This is a genomic window from Marinomonas spartinae (assembly GCF_016461715.1).
GTDB lineage: Bacteria > Pseudomonadota > Gammaproteobacteria > Pseudomonadales > Marinomonadaceae > Marinomonas > Marinomonas spartinae_A.
In genome coordinates, this window is sequence record NZ_JAEMUI010000033.1 from 1 (window position 1) to 15,952 (window position 15,952).

The window sequence follows — 15,952 nt, forward strand, 5'->3', positions numbered from 1 at the left end:
CTATAATCAACTGCATCCTGATCTTCTCAAAGAAATATGTTGATGAAGCAAAGTTGTGTGATCTTGTGGCGTTTCAGAGTCGGTTAAGAATATCTTTTCACACCTCTAAAGCGAGTTGTATAAAACCTCGGACACACGTTTCTCGTTGAAAAAGATCTTTTACTTATTTTAAAAGTGAAAGTTTTAGATCGTTTGACAAAAATTACTAGTCCAACAGGTCGAAATAGACTAGCGGTTCAAAGCCATTTAACCCCGCCTTAACCTTGTCCCTTGAATAAAGGGAAAGGGCTGCATTCGTCAGAGTGTGATTTTATCTTGCTCCTTAATAAAGAAGGGAAGGTATCATCAAGTGATACCGTTGCCTTCTGGGTCAACAATACAGAAAAAGTTTCTTAGTGAGCCTCCACGACATGCTTGTCGCGATTCGTCGCTTTTAGTCTACCTCTAGTCGTTTCCAGCCATCTATCCCACCAACCGAGAAATTACACTGAGTTCATTGCTTATAACTAGATTAAAAGCCCCACACCGAGAGGTAAGGAAAAACAATGAACGCAGCAGAATTACATGATAACGCTATTGTGATCGATGGTTTGATTTGTGCGAATTGGAATCGTGAGTTGTTCGAAGATATGGCTAAAGGCAAGTTGACGGCCGCTAATTGCACTGTGTGCTTTTGGGAAAACTTTGAGGGTACGGTACGTAATATTGCCCAGATGAATCAGCTAATCGATACCAACAGTGATTTGCTGACCAAGGTTTACACAACCAAAGATATTTACCGCGCTAAAGAAGAAGGCAAAACAGGTGTGATGATGGGGTTTCAAAATGCTAACGCTTTTGAGGACCAAATCGGCTACGTACAGATCTTTAAAGATCTTGGCGTGGGCATTGTGCAGATGTGCTACAACACGCAAAACCTAGTTGGCACTGGCTGCTACGAGCGTGATGGGGGGCTCTCTGGCTTTGGTCGCGAAATCGTAGCTGAGATGAACCGTGTCGGTATGCTATGCGATTTATCACATGTTGGTCCAAACACCGCTAAAGAAGTCATTATCGAGTCTAAAAAGCCGGTTGCTTACTCTCATTGCTTACCTTCTGGTCTGAAAGAACACCCACGCAATCGCTCCGACGAAGAGCTTAAGTTTATTGCCGATAATGGTGGCTTTGTTGGGGTGACTATGTTTACACCGTTTTTAAAAGCGGGGGTGAATGCCACGGTTGACGATTATGTCGAAGCTATTCAATACATCTATAACATCGTGGGGGAAGATGCGATTGGCATTGGTACAGATTTTACTCAAGGCCATGGCGAAGACTTTTTTGAATACCTTACCCATGACAAGGGCTATGCCCGTCGTCTGACACGCTTTGGTGAAATCATTAATCCAAAAGGCATTCGTACGGTTGGTGAGTTTCCAAATTTGACGGAAGCCTTGTTAAAACATGGTTTTAGTGAGCGCCAAGTTTGCAAAATCATGGGTGAGAACTGGGTGAACTTGCTGCGCGAAGTCTGGGGCGAATAGTCACGCTATCCGCCGAAACTCAGTTAGATATGACAAGTTACAAAAAATAGACCGTTTAATGAGGAAGTAAAATGAGTTCACATGCCCCTGAAATGCCCATCCAAGTAGATGATGAAACCGGTGTTTGGACAACAGACGCTTTGCCTATGCTGTATGTACCACGTCACTTTTTTGTTAATAACCATATGGGAATAGAGGATGAGATTGGTGCTGAGCGTTATGCTGAGATCCTCTATAAAGCTGGTTACAAATCCGCCTATTTTTGGTGTGAACAAGAAGCCGAGTGCCATGGTTTTACGGGCGATGAAGTGTGGCATCACTATTTGAAACGTTTATCTCAACGTGGCTGGGGCTTTTTTATCACTGAGGCGTTAGACGTTGAAAAAGGCACTGCAAAAGTGCGTTTAGAAAATTCCGCTTTTGTTTATCACTACGAAAAAATCCACGGTAAAAAAGTCAACCGCAAGGTGGATTATATGTTTACTGGCTGGTTTGCTGGTGCGTTAGATCAAGTGGCTAAAAGCCAGGGGTTGTCGATTCGTACTCAAGCGATTCAAACACAAAGCGCCGCAGAAGAAGGCTGCGATGTAGGGTATTTTGAAGTGTCTCCTCTGTAGATTTTCACAGCCAATGCGCTCGCAAAACTAGGGAGCGCTTTCTTGTGTTTTTTAGATTTTTAGATTGGTATTTTTTATAAGGACGGGGGTCTTGTTATGTCCCAGTATGATGCGTTATTTGAGCCATTAAACATCAACAAATTGACCATACGTAACCGTATTGTCAGTACGGCTCACGCGGAGGTATATGCGACTGATGGCGGCATGACGACAGACCGTTATGTGAAGTATTACGAAGAAAAAGCCAAAGGCGGTTGTGGCTTGTGTATTTGTGGTGGTTCCAGTGTGGTGTCTATTGATAGCCCTCAAAGTTGGTGGAGTTCCGTCAACTTATCGACGGATCGTATTATTCCTCATTTCCAAAATCTTGCGGATGCGGTACACAAGCACGGCGGCAAGATTATGATTCAGATTACCCACATGGGACGGCGTTCCCGTTGGGACGGCGAAAACTGGCCGAACCTAATGTCGCCATCCGGTATTCGTGAGCCCGTTCACCGTGCAACCTGTAAAACCATTGAAGTGGAAGAAATCTGGCGCATTGTGGGTGACTTTGTGCAAGCGGCACGTCGTGCTAAAGAAGGTGGTTTGGACGGTGTTGAATTATCTGCCGTTCACCAACATTTAGTTGACCAATTCTGGTCGCCTCGTGTGAATAAGCGTACTGACGAATGGGGTGGCACATTTGAAGGTCGTATGAAATTCGGTCTTGAGGTGGCAAAAGCGGTTCGTGCTGAAGTCGGCCCAGATTTTGTTGTGGGTATGCGTATCACGGGGGATGAGTTCCACCCAGATGGTCTAAACCACGAAGACATGAAGCAAATTGCTAAGTACTACGACGACACGGGTCTTATCGACTACTTCGGTGTGGTGGGGTCTGGTTGTGATACACACAACACCTTAGCAAACGTTATTCCCAACATGAGCTACCCCCCCGAGCCATTCTTACATTTGGCGGCGGGCATTAAAGAAGTCGTGAGTGTGCCTGTTATTCACGCGCAAAACATTAAAGATCCTAACCAAGCGAAGCGTATTATCGAAGCGGGTTATGTGGATTTTGTCGGTATGACACGTGCCCACATTGCTGACCCTCATTTCATCGCGAAGATCAAAATGGATCAGGTTGATCAAATTCGTCAATGTGTGGGAGCAAACTACTGTATCGATCGTCAATACCAAGGTCTCGATGTGCTATGTATCCAAAACGCCGCGACCTCTCGAGAATACATGGGTTTACCTCATATCATCGAGAAAACAACGGGGCCAGTTCGTAACGTCGTTGTGGTCGGTGGCGGCCCTGGTGGTATGGAAGCGGCACGTGTTGCGGCAGAACGTGGTCACAAGGTGACATTACTTGAGCGTGCTGAAGAGTTAGGTGGTCAAATTACTCTGGCATCAAAAGCGCCACAACGAGACCAGATTGCAGGTATTACGCGTTGGTTGGTGATGGAACTGGATCGTCTAGGTGTGGATGTGCGTCTTGGCACTTCAGCTGATGAAGAGCTGATTAAAGAGTTCAAGCCAGATGTCTGTATTCTTGCAACAGGCGGTCGTCCATTCGTTGAGCAAAACCCAGAGTGGGGTGCAGCAGAAGGTCTTTGTGTGTCTTCTTGGGACATTCTAAGTGGCAAGGTCGAACCCGGTAAAAACGTTTTAATTTACGACACTATTTGTGAATTCACGGGTATGTCGGCGGCGGATTATTTGGCGTCTAAAGGGTCTTTGGTTGAGCTGGTCACTGATGATATCAAGCCCGGTGTGGGTATCGGTGGTACGACCTTCCCAACTTACTACCGCTCGTTATACGAGAAAGAAGTGATCATGACGTCTGACATGATCCTTGAAAAAGTATATCGCGAAGGCAGCAGCTTGGTGGCCGTACTTGAGAACGAATATACCGGTCAGCAAGAAGAGCGCGTGGTTGATCAAATTGTGATTGAGAACGGTACTCGTCCCAATGAAGAGCTGTACTACGCTCTGAAAGAGGCGTCTTACAACAAGGGGCAGATTGATGTTGAAGCATTGTTTGATATTAAACCTCAGCCTGTGTTGTCTGAACAAGTCGATGGCATGATCTTGTGGCGTTTGGGGGATTGCGTATCTCAGCGCAACACACACGCTGCCATGTATGATGCACTGCGCTTGTGCAAAGACCTTTAACGTTTAGCCGTACTCAACTAAACCAACTGAAACTGAACCCAAGGGGCAGCTAAGCTGCCCCCGCTTTTACTAGATGAGGGTGAAAGATGGTTATCGACTGGTTACCTTCTATTCTGATTGTTGTGCTTCTGGCACTTGGCGTTATCGGTGCCTTACGCCGTATCAGCCTATGGCGTGCAGGGCAGCCTGAAAAAGTTAATCTCATTGCTGGCCTGATGGCGATGCCAGGGCGTTACCTTAACGATTTGCACCACGTTGTTGAACGTGACAAGTACATGTCTAGAACGCACGTTGCGACAGCAGGCGGCTTTGTGTTGTCTATGGTGCTTGTCATCGCTGTGTATGTTTTTCACGTAGAGCAAAAAATTGTCGCATGGCTACTGTTGGGCGCTTTGGTGCTTATGCTTTGTGGCGCATTTTTTGTTTTCAAGCGTCGTTTGAATCCGCCTTCGCGTTTATCCAAAGGCCCTTGGATGCGTTTGCCTAAGAGCCTGATTACTTTCGCTTTAACCTTTATCGTGTTAACGCTGCCTGTGGCAGGTGTGCTACCAGAAGGGTTTGGCGGTGTACTACTGACATTGATTCTGAGTGTTGGCGTGATTATCGGTTTAGGCGAGCTGATCTTCGGGATGGGCTGGGGTGGGCCCATGAAGCACGCCTTTGCCGGAGCCTTGCATCTTGCGTTTCACCGTCGTCCTGAGCGCTTTGGTGGTGGTCGATCCACCGGGCTAAAACCGGCACCATTGGGGGACGAGTCACACGGTGTTGCTAAGCCAAGTGATTTCAAATGGAACCAATTGCTTGGCTTTGATGCTTGTGTGCAGTGTGGTAAATGCGAGGCTATGTGTCCTGCCTTTGCAGCGGGTCAGCCCCTTAACCCGAAAAAATTGATTCAAGATATGGTGGTGGGTCTTGCTGGTGGTACGGATGCGAAGTACGCCGGTAGTCCTTACCCAGGTAAAGAAGTTGGTCATGCCAAAGGTGGGGCGAACAACATTATTACAGCGGGTTTGATCGAAGCGGATACATTATGGTCTTGTACGACGTGTCGTGCCTGCGTTGAAGAATGCCCGATGATGATTGAGCATGTCGATGCGATCGTCGATATGCGCCGCTTCCTAACCATGGAAAAGGGCGATACACCTAATAAAGGGTCGGAGGTTCTCGAAAACATTATCGCGACGGACAACCCAAATGGTTACGCACCGGGCAGTCGTACTAACTGGGCGGCAGATCAAAACTTGCCCGTGATAAAAGAGAAAAAACAGGCGGACGTTTTGTTTTGGGTATCGGATGGTGCATTTGATATGCGTAGCCAGCGTATCTTACGTTCATTCGTGAAATTGATGAAAGCGGCGAATGTTGATGTTGCTATCCTAGGGGATGAAGAACGTGACAGTGGTGATGTGGCGCGTCGTCTTGGGGATGATGCCACGTTCCAAAGTTTAGCAAAACGCAACCTTGCTACCTTATCTCAATATTCTTTCAAGAAAATTGTTACCACGGACCCCCATGCTTACCACTGTTTGCGTAATGAGTACGCGGACTTTGATACCGAGGGGGCGTTAAAGGGTGTGGAAGTGCTTCATCATACGACGTTCTTGAATCAATTGGTTCAGGCTGGTGCTCTGAAACTGGATACGTTTAAAGGTGGCAAAGTGACCTACCACGATCCATGTTATTTAGGCCGTTACAATGGTGAGTACGAAGCACCACGAGACTTGCTGCGTTCCCTTGGTATTGAGGTTGCTGAAATGGAGCGTTCTAGATTCCGTTCACGTTGTTGTGGCGGTGGTGGCGGTGCGCCCATTACCGATATCCCTGGTGAGCGTCGTATTGCGGATATGCGTATGGAAGATGTGACAGCAACCGGCGCAGAATTGGTTGCCGTTGGTTGTCAGCAATGTACTGCTATGCTGGAAGGGGTGGTTGAACCACGCCCAGAAGTAAAAGACATTGCCGAAATTCTCGCCGGACAATTGATTGAAGAGGTGCATTAATGAGCGACATCATTCGACGCGACCCTCGCAGAGAGTGGATTGCCCGTAACAGGCTGCATCCACTCCATGATTCGGTGGCTAATGCTGTACAAGGAGAGGTGAGAGGACCAAGCGGCCTTCTTCGCAAGAATCCTCACCAAGTTGGGTCCATTGGTCCGAATGGCCTCAAACGTATTGATCGCTTAAAAGGCAACGCTGTAGCGGGCGTAGGCAACAAGCGTTCTGCGGCGAACCAAGAGACGGTACTGCCACTTCATAAAGTGGACAATCCTGATTTCTACATTGTGGTGGTGCCGGATATGATCGGTGGTCGTTTATCCGGTCACGATAAGGATATTCTCGGTCTAGCACATACCATGACCTCAACGATTGAAGGTACTGGCGCTGTGGTGGCGGTGTGCTTTGGCGAGAGCAAAGAGGCGCATTATGATTTAGCTGGTGTGGATCGCTTGATTCATTTATCCGCTAGCGAATACGAAGGTTTCGCGCCCGAGGCAAGATTAACCGCGCTGACGCATATTGAAGCTCAATTGGCACCTAAGCACTGGCTGTTCCCAGACAGTATTCATGGCGGTAGTGATTTAGGCTCGCGCTTGGCGGCTCGTCTAGGTGAGCGCCCAGCCACCCAGGCCTGGCAAGTGTCTAGCGAGAAAACGGTCTGTCGTGGTGCTGGTGGTAGCCTTGATATCACCCGACAAACGCCACGCATTCTTATGCTATTGGAAGAATGTGGTGAAGCCATTGACGAAACGCGTCATGAAGCACTTGCCATTGAGGTGGATGGTATCTCGGTGAGTGAGCCTGCGTTACAAGACAAAGGTTTGATGGACGTTGATCCTAGCGCCATTCCGCTTGCTGAAGCCGAGTTTATTCTTTCGGCGGGTAATGGCATTCATAATTGGGATCAATTCCACAAAGCGGCAACGATTCTTGGTGCTACTGAAGGGGCCAGCCGGGTTGCGGTGGATGATGGTTTTATGCCCCGTTTCCGCCAGGTTGGTGCGACGGGCACTTGGGTGACGGCTCGTGTGTATCTTGCTGTAGGTATCTCTGGTGCGATCCAGCATATGCAGGGTATTGGTCAATGTGACAAAGTGGTTGCCATCAACACGGACGCGGGGTGTGACATGGTGAAGCGTGCCGCCTTGAGTGTCATTGGTGACAGCGAAGAAATTTTGGCTGAGTTAATGTTGTTGGCGCAAGCTCGTAAGAAGGGTTCACAAGAGGAGCAAAGCGATGCAGCCTAACGTTGTTTCTTTGGTATCAATTGGTCGTCATCCTCAATCGGGGCGCGCTCGTCGTGCTGAGCAAGATGGTCGTGGTGTTGAGCTAGGCTTGAAACTCGCGGGTGAAAAGCTTTCTGTATTGCATGTTGGTAATCCAGAGGAGCCAGTGCTTCGTCAATATGTCGGTATGGGATTACCTGCTATGACTGTCTTGAAGCAAGATGAGACGGCGGATGCCGTTCCTGCGCTAAGTGATTATTTGCAACAAGAGAAGATTGACATTGTGCTCACAGGTGTTCGCTCAGAAAGTGGTGAGTCTTCTGGCATGGTGCCTTACCTGTTGGCGGAAAAGCTCGGCTGGCCAGTCGTGGCTCGCGTGGCGGATATTGTTTCCATTAAAGACGGTGTTGCTGAAGTGTTGCTAGCATTGCCTCGTGGTCAACGCCGTTCCGTAACGGTTAAGTTGCCCTTCATTGCCAGTGTTGATAATGCGGCTGCGCCAGCTCGCCAAAGTGCATTTGGGCCAGGTCAGCGTGCTCGTATGGAAAGTGTAAACACGCATGGTGAAGTGGACCAAATTCGTGTAAATTGGCAAGAGGCTCCCGCGAAACCTCGTCCTAAGCGTTTGAAAACCGTGAAGGCTAAGACGGCGGCAGATCGGTTTAAAGCCGCCACAGCGAAACCACAAGGCGGCTCTGGTAAAGTCATGAAAAATGAAAGCGCTGCTGAGAAAGCTAAGGCTATTTTTGACCTATTAATTGAAGAAAATGTTATTCGTTAGATATATGCTATTCGTTGGGGAAGGGAGTAAACGAAATGATGATCGTAGATTTAGTCGATGAAGTGGATTTTAAAGAGAAACTCATCGGTATTGGTGCACCAGTGGACACAGCTAAAGACTTAAAAGAAGTCGATACTTGTCTTGTGTCTTGGTTAAATGAGTGCCCAGAACAAATGTATTTCGTCAAACTGGTTTGCAAAGAGCTTATAGAAAGTAACGCCACCATTCTCCCCGAAGTCAAAACCATCATGCAGGCGTATCTCTAATCTAATAAAGTCATTAAAAAAACGCTTTAACTCGATTTGAGTTAAGGCGTTTTTTTATGGACTGTATGTTGATTTATTTCTATTGGTTGAGACTTTTGCACGACTACTGCGCTTGCCAATACTTTGTTAAAAACAGGCTCAAAATGCTCATTTATAGCGATAAACTCCGCTTTCTCGTCTGTTTTTGCCGCGTTTTGGCGTCGCTCGTGACATCGTGCAAAGGTCTCTGGTTATCTCTAAAAGCCGTTACTGACAAAGGCTCTTCTTGTTGCGCTTCTTATCTTGCAGGTGAAAGGTAAATATGTAGAGAAAAGCTGTAGGGGTTTAAGAGGAGGTTGTATGTGTGGAGTGCAATGACTCCACACATAGGTTACATATTTAACGCTTCAAGTTTTTGAGAATGGTGTCTGAATACCAATCCAAGAAGTTAATCACTCCAAATTCATAGGTTTCGGAATAGGGGCCAGGTTCGTAGCCAATGGAGTTGATACCTTGCTGATTGCGCTCACCTAGTATTCTATCTTGGTCATTAGTAGCGTCCCAGACTTGGCGTAGTCGTTCAGGGTCGTAATCCACACCTTCGATAGCGTCTTTATGGACGAACCATTTTGTGGTCACCATGGTTTCTTGTGGGGAAATTGGCAACACTCGAAAGACGATAAAGTGGTCGGATTGCATATGATTCCACGAGTTAGGTAGGTGCAATATACGCATGGAACCAAGCTCTGGGTTTTTAATGCGCCCCAGCATCTTCTGACAGCCTGCTTCGCCGTCTATGGTCATCACTTTGGTGTTTTTCTTAAGGGGCATGCGCACGATGCGGTTGCGTTGTCGGCTACCAAAACTTTGGTGTTTGTGAGGAATGCCTTCGGCGTCCCACTTGTCGGCTTGAGATTGATAGTGGTCGAGGAAGTCCTGAGGAGCCCGAGGGTCGTTGGTGTCATCCCATTCCAGTAAGGTGTTAAGCAATTCTGGATGGTTATTGGCGCAATGGTAACATTCTCGGTTGTTTTCGATGACGAGCTTCCAATTCGCTTGTTCATACATGTTGGATTCGACGGCAAGCTTGGTATTTTCTACATCATAAGGCGCCATGTATTCATCTAATGTGGCTAAAAAGTCGTCGAAACCATCATCAGGGGCGTCTTTTCCTAAACAAACAAAGATAAACCCGCCAGCCGTTTTGCAATGGGCCGGTTTGAGTCCATGTTTTTTCATATCGAAGTCTTTGCTCATTTCTGTCCCAGCGAACAAGAGGTTGCCTTTTAAATCATAGGTCCACTGGTGATAAGGACACACTAGGTTTGCTACTTTGCCTCGATGTTCAGTACAAATGACAGAGCCACGGTGGCGACAGGTATTGTGAAAGGCATTCACATTACCGTCGCCATCACGTACGAGGAAAACGGGATTTTGACCGATTTCGACGGTGAAGTAATCGCCCTTTTTGGGGATCTCGCTGGTCATACCAACAAATAGCCACTCTTTGTTAAAGATCTCTTCCATGTCGATACGAAATGTATGCGGATCATTATAAAGTTCAGCACTAAGAGAATAGTTCTGTTGGCGTTGTTCAAGTGCGTTCGCTACTGAGGCGCGAGCCTCGTCAAGCGTATTATGCCGTATATTTATTAAATCTATTTGCTTCATCTTTCTGGATCCTTCATAACAAAAAGATAGATGGAAGAGAACTGTGAAAGGCTATCTTCGCTTAAATAGGGGGTATAAATATGCCTATTCACGACATGACAAAGTATTTAAATCGACGCTAAGAAATGAGGGTAACCATCTTTGTCTAGGGCAGTGACTGCATTGAGCAACTTCATGTCGCTAATGGTTAATTTGCATTGAGCAACTCAAACGAGAATGGCCGACATGTCATCATCTTTTAGTTAGGAAGCCTTTATGAGTGATTCAAATACTACGGCCATCAACACCGATTATTTTGCTCCCGTCCATACCCAAACATGGGTTAATGGTCGACATAATGTCCGTTGTGTGAAGATGATTCACGAAACTTGGGATGTTTGTACCTATTGCTTTATGGCGCAACAACCAGTGATGTTCTTTTTCAAACCGGGCCAATTTGTCACTTTAGAATTGGAAATCAACGGTAAACAGGTGATGCGTTCTTATACTATTTCCAGTTCGCCTTCTGTGCCTTACAGCTTTTCGATCACGGTAAAGCGGGTGCCAGGTGGAGAGGTGTCTAATTGGTTGTATGAGAATATGACCGTAGGGACAGAACTGGCTGTGCATGGGCCTGCTGGTCAATTTAACTGCATTGATTTTCCTGCTGAAAAAGTTCTACTGCTTTCTGGTGGCGTTGGTATTACCCCGGTCATGTCGATGGCACGTTGGTTCTTTGATACCAATGCAGAGGTAGATGTTACTTTTATTCACAGTGCTCGTTCACCTAGAGACGTTATTTTTGCTCGTGAGCTCGATCACATGGCGTCGCGAATTGATAATTTTAGTCTACATATGATTGTGGAGCGCATGGAAAACGGTTTGGCTTGGCATGGTTATCGGGGCTTTTTAGATATCCATAAGCTGAATATGATTGCGCCTGATTTCATGGAACGAGAAATTTTTTGCTGTGGACCTGCACCTTATATGCGAGCAGTAAAAACCCTTCTAAAGGAGAAAGGGTTTGATATGTCTCACTACCATGAGGAGTCGTTTGGGGCGACCCCCGTGGAAGTTGTTGAAGATGCTATTGAATTGGCCGAGGTTGCGCAAGCGGAGGCTGAGTCCATTGTAGAAACGGATTTGATGACCATTTCGTTTGCTAAGCAAGGTAAGAGTATTCAGGTGCCTCAAGGGGAAACCCTGCATAACGCAGCTGCGAGACTGGATTTGATGATTCCTAAAGCCTGCGGCATGGGGATTTGTGGTACCTGTAAGGTACTGGTCGCCAATGGGGAAACGCAAATGGAACATAACGGCGGTATTACTGATGAGGATGTGGAAGCGGGTTATGTCTTGTCCTGTTGTACTGTTGCGAAATCCGATGTTGTGATTGATTTTTAATCTTACTTTTGTGTCAAGTCGTTCATGGTCAATTAATGGGCAAGAGTGTTCTTAATCGGTGCGTTTTAACACGGACGTTTTTAAACGATATTGTTATGGTTAGGTGAGTGGGTTATTTCTTAACGACTGACAAGTTTCCACTAATTGGTCTATATTTTGCTTTGTTATGAGGAGCATTGTTTAGGAGGGAATAAGTTATGTTGATAGGAACTGCAGAAGCCGCCCATAAGCCGAATAAAAAAGTGACTAAGGTTGGGTTCCTTCTCTTAGATCATTTCACCATGATCGCGTTAGCTTCTTCGATTGAGCCTCTTCGTATGGCTAATCAGTTATCTGCCGAGGAATTGTATAGTTGGCAACTTATTTCGGAAACCGGACAATCGGTGACCGCGAGTGATGGCTTGAGCTTAAGTGCGGATTTTTCAATGCAAGAGGCTCCCCACTTCGATTTTATTTTTGTTGCAGGTGGATTGGATATTACGCGCTCTTATACCTCTAAGCAGGTTTCTTGGTTACAACAAAAGGCCCGACAAAATGTCACTCTTGGCGGCATTTGCACTGGCGCTTATGTGCTGGCTCATGCTGGATTAATGAACGACTATCAATGCAGCATTCATTGGGAATGTCTAACAGCGTTGCAAGAGAATTATCCTAAGGTAAAGAGTAACAATCAGTTGTTTTCTATTGATCGTAACCGCTTAACCTCATCGGGTGGCAGTGCTCCAATGGATATGTTTTTGACCATGATTGCTCGTCAACATGGTGCTAAATTGTCGAATGCTGTGTCCGATATGTTTATCTGTGAACGTATTCGTGGTGAGTCCGATATACAGCGAATGCCATTGCGTCAGGTCAATAATGGCGTAAGTTGTACGCCTAAGTTATTGGATGTTATTCAATTAATGGAAAACAACTTGGAAGAGCCAATTGAACTCGATGAGATGGCGGTCTTTGTGGGAGTGTCTCGTCGTCAGATAGAGCGTATGTTCCATAAGTATTTGGATTGTTCGCCATCGCGTTATTATCTACGATTACGATTGGATAGGGCGCGTCAATTATTGAAACAGTCCAGTATGTCCATTGTCGAAATTTCGACAGCTTGCGGGTTTATTTCTACACCACATTTTAGTCGTTGTTATCGTAAGCATTTAGGGGTCTCCCCACGCGATGATAGAAAAATGGCATGGTCGCAAGCGGTTATTACACCTCTGCTAGAGGACACGGCTTTCCCCGAGCCTGTTGCTCACTTGCTTATGCCACATGCAGCATCGGCTTTATCGAAAGCGCATTCAGAGCCAAGCTATGGGTCAGTGTCGTTAACCTAATCTATCGTTAATGAAGCAGTAACAGCGTTTGCCTTGAATGGCTGTTGTTACTGCCAACCTTTCTCCCTTTCTGTCATTTTATCGCCAATGGTGTTGCTTTATTCTAGGATGTTATTCACAGTTAGACCCTCATTCTATTTAGGGGGTTTCATGAAAGACTTAGTGACTAACCGATTAATAATCCGATCTTTTTTCGAAACCGATGTCGATGGTTTATTCGAATACTTGTCAATGCCTCGTGTGAATTGTTTTCTGGATGATAAAATCACCACACTTGAGGAAGCAAAGCAAAAAGTGAAAGAGCGTTGTCAAGATGAATGGTGTGCTGCTGTCACTTTAAGAGACACTGGTGAGCTAATCGGTGAGCTTTTTTTTCACCCAGAAGAGCGCTACATCCAAAACGGACAAGAGGCAGACACCTACAATGTTGGGTGGAATTTTAATGGGCGGTTTGAGGGGAAGGGCTTCGCGAGCGAAAGTGCGCATGCTCTGTTTGATTATTTGTTTATGGATAAAAATGCCAGACGACTCTATGCCTTTGTAGAAGATGATAATATTAAATCACAAGCATTAAGCGAAAGGCTTGGCATGCGTAAGGAGGGATGCTTTGTGGAATTTGTCTCATTTATCAACCACCCAGATGGAATGCCTAAGTACGAGAATACACTTCAATACGCGATCTTAAAAAAAGAGTGGTTGCTCAGAAACAACTAGATTGAGTCACCAAGTATTGCTCTATATCAAAACGCTTTTATCCTCTCAGTTTATTATAAGCTTATTCTTTAATGGAATTAGTCGTAAACAATCTAATATGAGGTGAGTGGATGAAAAGTTATAAAGAGATTAATAAAGAGCAAAATGCCTTTGCGAGGGAGTACCGCAAGTCATCTCCTGCTATTTTGGATGGCTTCATGACCATGTATAAGGCTTCTATGAGCGAAGGAGCCTTATCTAACAAAGTAAAAGAGCTAATGGCGTTAGGTATCGGCATTGCTGCGCGTTGCGATGGCTGTATTGCCTCCCATGCTAAAGCTTCAATTCATGCTGGCGCCACAAGGGAAGAGTTGGTCGAAACCATTGATGTGGCCGTTATGATGGGCGGTGGGCCGTCTGTTATTTATGGTACACAAGCTTTAGCTGCTGTGGATGAATTCTTGGCGGATTAAAATTGTGAATAGACTGGTTGTAGGCTCATTGTGTTATTTTTGCTTTTATTAAGTGTTATAAAAATACCAATAGTACCTTAGTGGTTAATATATCCAGTTGTTAGTGTAAAAAAGGCGAATAGATTGAATTTATTCGCCTTTTTTACATTTAAGGAAAAGAAGTTGTTTTATTGAATGTTTTCGATTGATTAATGATAAAGTCTGAAAATATTTTGATATGGTTTGGCTGGGTGTGGTTTTTAAGCTGAATTAGGTAAATGTCTCTTTCAATATTGATGTCTTCAAAGGGAATGATGACAATGTTTTTATGTTTGAATTGAAATAAGGTTAATCCCGTTGTGATGCTGATTCCGTAATTAGCGGAAATAAGTCCCATCATGGTCGTTAGCTGTTGCACTTCTAGACGATAGTTTAGCTGTATCCCTTTCTTTTCAAACAGCTTGTCCGTGTATTGTCGAATGCTGGTACGAGGGCTAAAGCCGATAAAGGGATGCTGATATACCTCTTCTAATGATACTTTATGACGCTTCGCCAGTTAATTTTAAATTAACATGGTTAAGTGTTCACGAAAAAGCTTTCCCATCATTATTGGATATCGAATAAGCTTGAATCGAGACTTGATAGCGCTTTCTCGTCGTGTTGTAGTATTGTTAGTATATTAAGTGTTTTGTTTGCAGAGAGTACTTAATGCCATATTGTATTTTTATTTGCGTGGCGTTATGTGGTAGAGGTGACTGTGAAGCCTGAGATCAATCCTAATAAAATTGTTGTCTTTACTGGTGCAGGGATAAGCGCGGAAAGTGGCTTACAGACCTTTCGTGATTCCAATGGGCTTTGGAATAATGTAGACGTTGCCGATGTGGCAACGCCCGAGGCGTGGGAGGCGAATCCGCAATTTGTTTTAGACTTCTATAATAAAAGAAGAAAAGAAGCCTTTGAGGCCTCGCCTAATCCTGCTCATTATGCTGTGGCAAAGCTCGAAGAAAAGTATGAGGTGGTTGTCATCACTCAAAATGTTGATGACCTCCACGAACGGGCAGGTTCTAGTAAGGTAATCCATGTTCATGGATTACTTAAAAACGCTCGAAGCAGTGTCAATGATGCCTTGCTCTACCTTTACGACCAAGGCAAGCCCATACAAATGGGCGATCTATGCGAAGAGGAGAGTCAACTTAGACCGGATATTGTTTGGTTTGGCGAACAAATTCACCATTATGAAACAGCGAGAAAGCAACTTGTTGCGGCGGGAAAAGTTTTGGTGGTAGGTACTTCTCTGTCCGTCTTCCCTGCTGCGGATATCCTGAAAAAAGCACGATACAACGCTGAAAAAATCATTGTGACCAAACAAATTGATAAAAGACCGGCGGGCTTTAAACTGTTCAGAGGCAACGCCAGCTCACTGGTTCCTTCCATTGTTGATGATTGGCTGAATGGTCAGTCTGTTAGCTAAAGGGACTTCACTTATTGGTTGTCCTCACCATTTGAACTTGAACCCCTGAAAAAGTCAGTTCGACGCAATCTCGATTGCGCGACTTTATGGCGTTTCAGGGCCAGTAAAAAATATTCTGTTTACCATCGAAAGACTAATTCATGCCTTACGTAATATAGCGTTTAGATAAAGTGGGTCGTATAAAAGTTGTTCACACGCTTCTCGTTAAACATGATTTTTTGGTTACTTTTGCATCGCTTGGCAAAAGTAACACGCCCAGCAGGGTGGAATAAACTGGCAGGTCAAAGTCATTGAGATATACATAAATATCTAAGAGGCAGCCCCATCCTCTTGAAGACAAAAGAGGATGGGACTTGGTTGATTAGTCGCTTTGATCTCTTGTGGTTTGTTGGACTAAAGTCCAGC

At 45.4% G+C, this 15,952-nt stretch carries 14 protein-coding genes; 12 read left to right on the top strand and 2 right to left on the bottom strand.

The genetic code is table 11. The features are described from left to right. Nucleotides 1–545: 545 nt before the first annotated feature. The 7 genes from JHD45_RS20995 (at nt 546) to JHD45_RS21025 (ending at nt 8,573) form a co-directional block, all read left to right on the top strand. The gene (locus tag JHD45_RS20995) at nt 546–1,523 is read left to right on the top strand and encodes a dipeptidase (RefSeq protein ID WP_199478513.1); all 978 of its coding nucleotides are present in this window, start codon (nt 546–548) and stop codon (nt 1,521–1,523) included. A gap of 71 nt (nt 1,524–1,594) precedes the next feature. Next, nucleotides 1,595–2,140, top strand: a complete 546-nt coding sequence (locus JHD45_RS21000) for a DUF5943 domain-containing protein (RefSeq protein ID WP_067016370.1) — start codon at nt 1,595–1,597, stop codon at nt 2,138–2,140. 96 nt (nt 2,141–2,236) lie between these two features. Further along, a complete protein-coding gene (dgcA, locus tag JHD45_RS21005; protein ID WP_199478515.1) occupies nt 2,237–4,300 on the top strand; it encodes a dimethylglycine demethylation protein DgcA in 2,064 nt (687 codons plus the stop codon). 86 nt (nt 4,301–4,386) lie between these two features. Continuing rightward, nucleotides 4,387–6,300 (top strand): (Fe-S)-binding protein, encoded by a 1,914-nt coding sequence (locus JHD45_RS21010; protein ID WP_199478517.1) that lies wholly within the window; start codon nt 4,387–4,389, stop codon nt 6,298–6,300. Then, entirely contained in the window at nt 6,300–7,547 is a 1,248-nt protein-coding gene (locus tag JHD45_RS21015; protein ID WP_199478519.1) for an electron transfer flavoprotein subunit alpha/FixB family protein, read from the top strand. Before JHD45_RS21010 ends, JHD45_RS21015 begins: the two co-directional genes overlap by 1 nt. Continuing rightward, nucleotides 7,537–8,307, top strand: coding sequence for an electron transfer flavoprotein subunit beta (locus JHD45_RS21020; RefSeq protein WP_199478521.1), 771 nt, complete (start codon nt 7,537–7,539; stop codon nt 8,305–8,307). The genes JHD45_RS21015 and JHD45_RS21020 overlap by 11 nt, the downstream gene beginning before the upstream one ends. A 35-nt stretch (nt 8,308–8,342) precedes the next feature. Then, the gene (locus JHD45_RS21025) at nt 8,343–8,573 is read left to right on the top strand and encodes a hypothetical protein (RefSeq protein ID WP_199478522.1); all 231 of its coding nucleotides are present in this window, start codon (nt 8,343–8,345) and stop codon (nt 8,571–8,573) included. Between the two features lie 378 nt (nt 8,574–8,951). On the opposite strand, the gene JHD45_RS21030 is transcribed toward JHD45_RS21025, so the two are convergent. Continuing rightward, complete coding sequence (locus JHD45_RS21030; RefSeq protein ID WP_199478524.1) at nt 8,952–10,223, bottom strand: aromatic ring-hydroxylating oxygenase subunit alpha; 1,272 nt, start codon at nt 10,221–10,223, stop codon at nt 8,952–8,954. Between the two features lie 255 nt (nt 10,224–10,478). Here JHD45_RS21030 and JHD45_RS21035 point away from each other — a divergent pair, with 255 nt between their 5' ends. From JHD45_RS21035 to JHD45_RS21050, 4 genes are all read left to right on the top strand, one after another. After that, a complete protein-coding gene (locus tag JHD45_RS21035; protein WP_233407977.1) occupies nt 10,479–11,606 on the top strand; it encodes a hybrid-cluster NAD(P)-dependent oxidoreductase in 1,128 nt (375 codons plus the stop codon). Between the two features lie 197 nt (nt 11,607–11,803). Beyond that, entirely contained in the window at nt 11,804–12,931 is a 1,128-nt protein-coding gene (locus JHD45_RS21040; RefSeq protein WP_199478526.1) for a GlxA family transcriptional regulator, read from the top strand. A 150-nt stretch (nt 12,932–13,081) separates the two neighbouring features. Continuing rightward, on the top strand, nt 13,082–13,645 hold the full coding sequence (locus JHD45_RS21045) for a GNAT family N-acetyltransferase (RefSeq protein WP_199478528.1): 564 nt from the start codon (nt 13,082–13,084) through the stop codon (nt 13,643–13,645). A gap of 110 nt (nt 13,646–13,755) precedes the next feature. After that, nucleotides 13,756–14,097, top strand: coding sequence for a carboxymuconolactone decarboxylase family protein (locus JHD45_RS21050; RefSeq protein ID WP_199478529.1), 342 nt, complete (start codon nt 13,756–13,758; stop codon nt 14,095–14,097). 148 nt (nt 14,098–14,245) lie between these two features. Here the strand turns inward: JHD45_RS21050 and JHD45_RS22660 are convergent, their stop codons facing one another. Further along, on the bottom strand, nt 14,246–14,632 hold the full coding sequence (locus JHD45_RS22660) for a LysR substrate-binding domain-containing protein (protein ID WP_199478562.1): 387 nt from the start codon (nt 14,630–14,632) through the stop codon (nt 14,246–14,248). A gap of 201 nt (nt 14,633–14,833) precedes the next feature. Between JHD45_RS22660 and JHD45_RS21060 the strand changes: the two genes are divergently transcribed. Then, the gene (locus JHD45_RS21060) at nt 14,834–15,547 is read left to right on the top strand and encodes an SIR2 family NAD-dependent protein deacylase (protein WP_325097342.1); all 714 of its coding nucleotides are present in this window, start codon (nt 14,834–14,836) and stop codon (nt 15,545–15,547) included. The last annotated feature ends 405 nt before the right edge of the window (nt 15,548–15,952 follow it).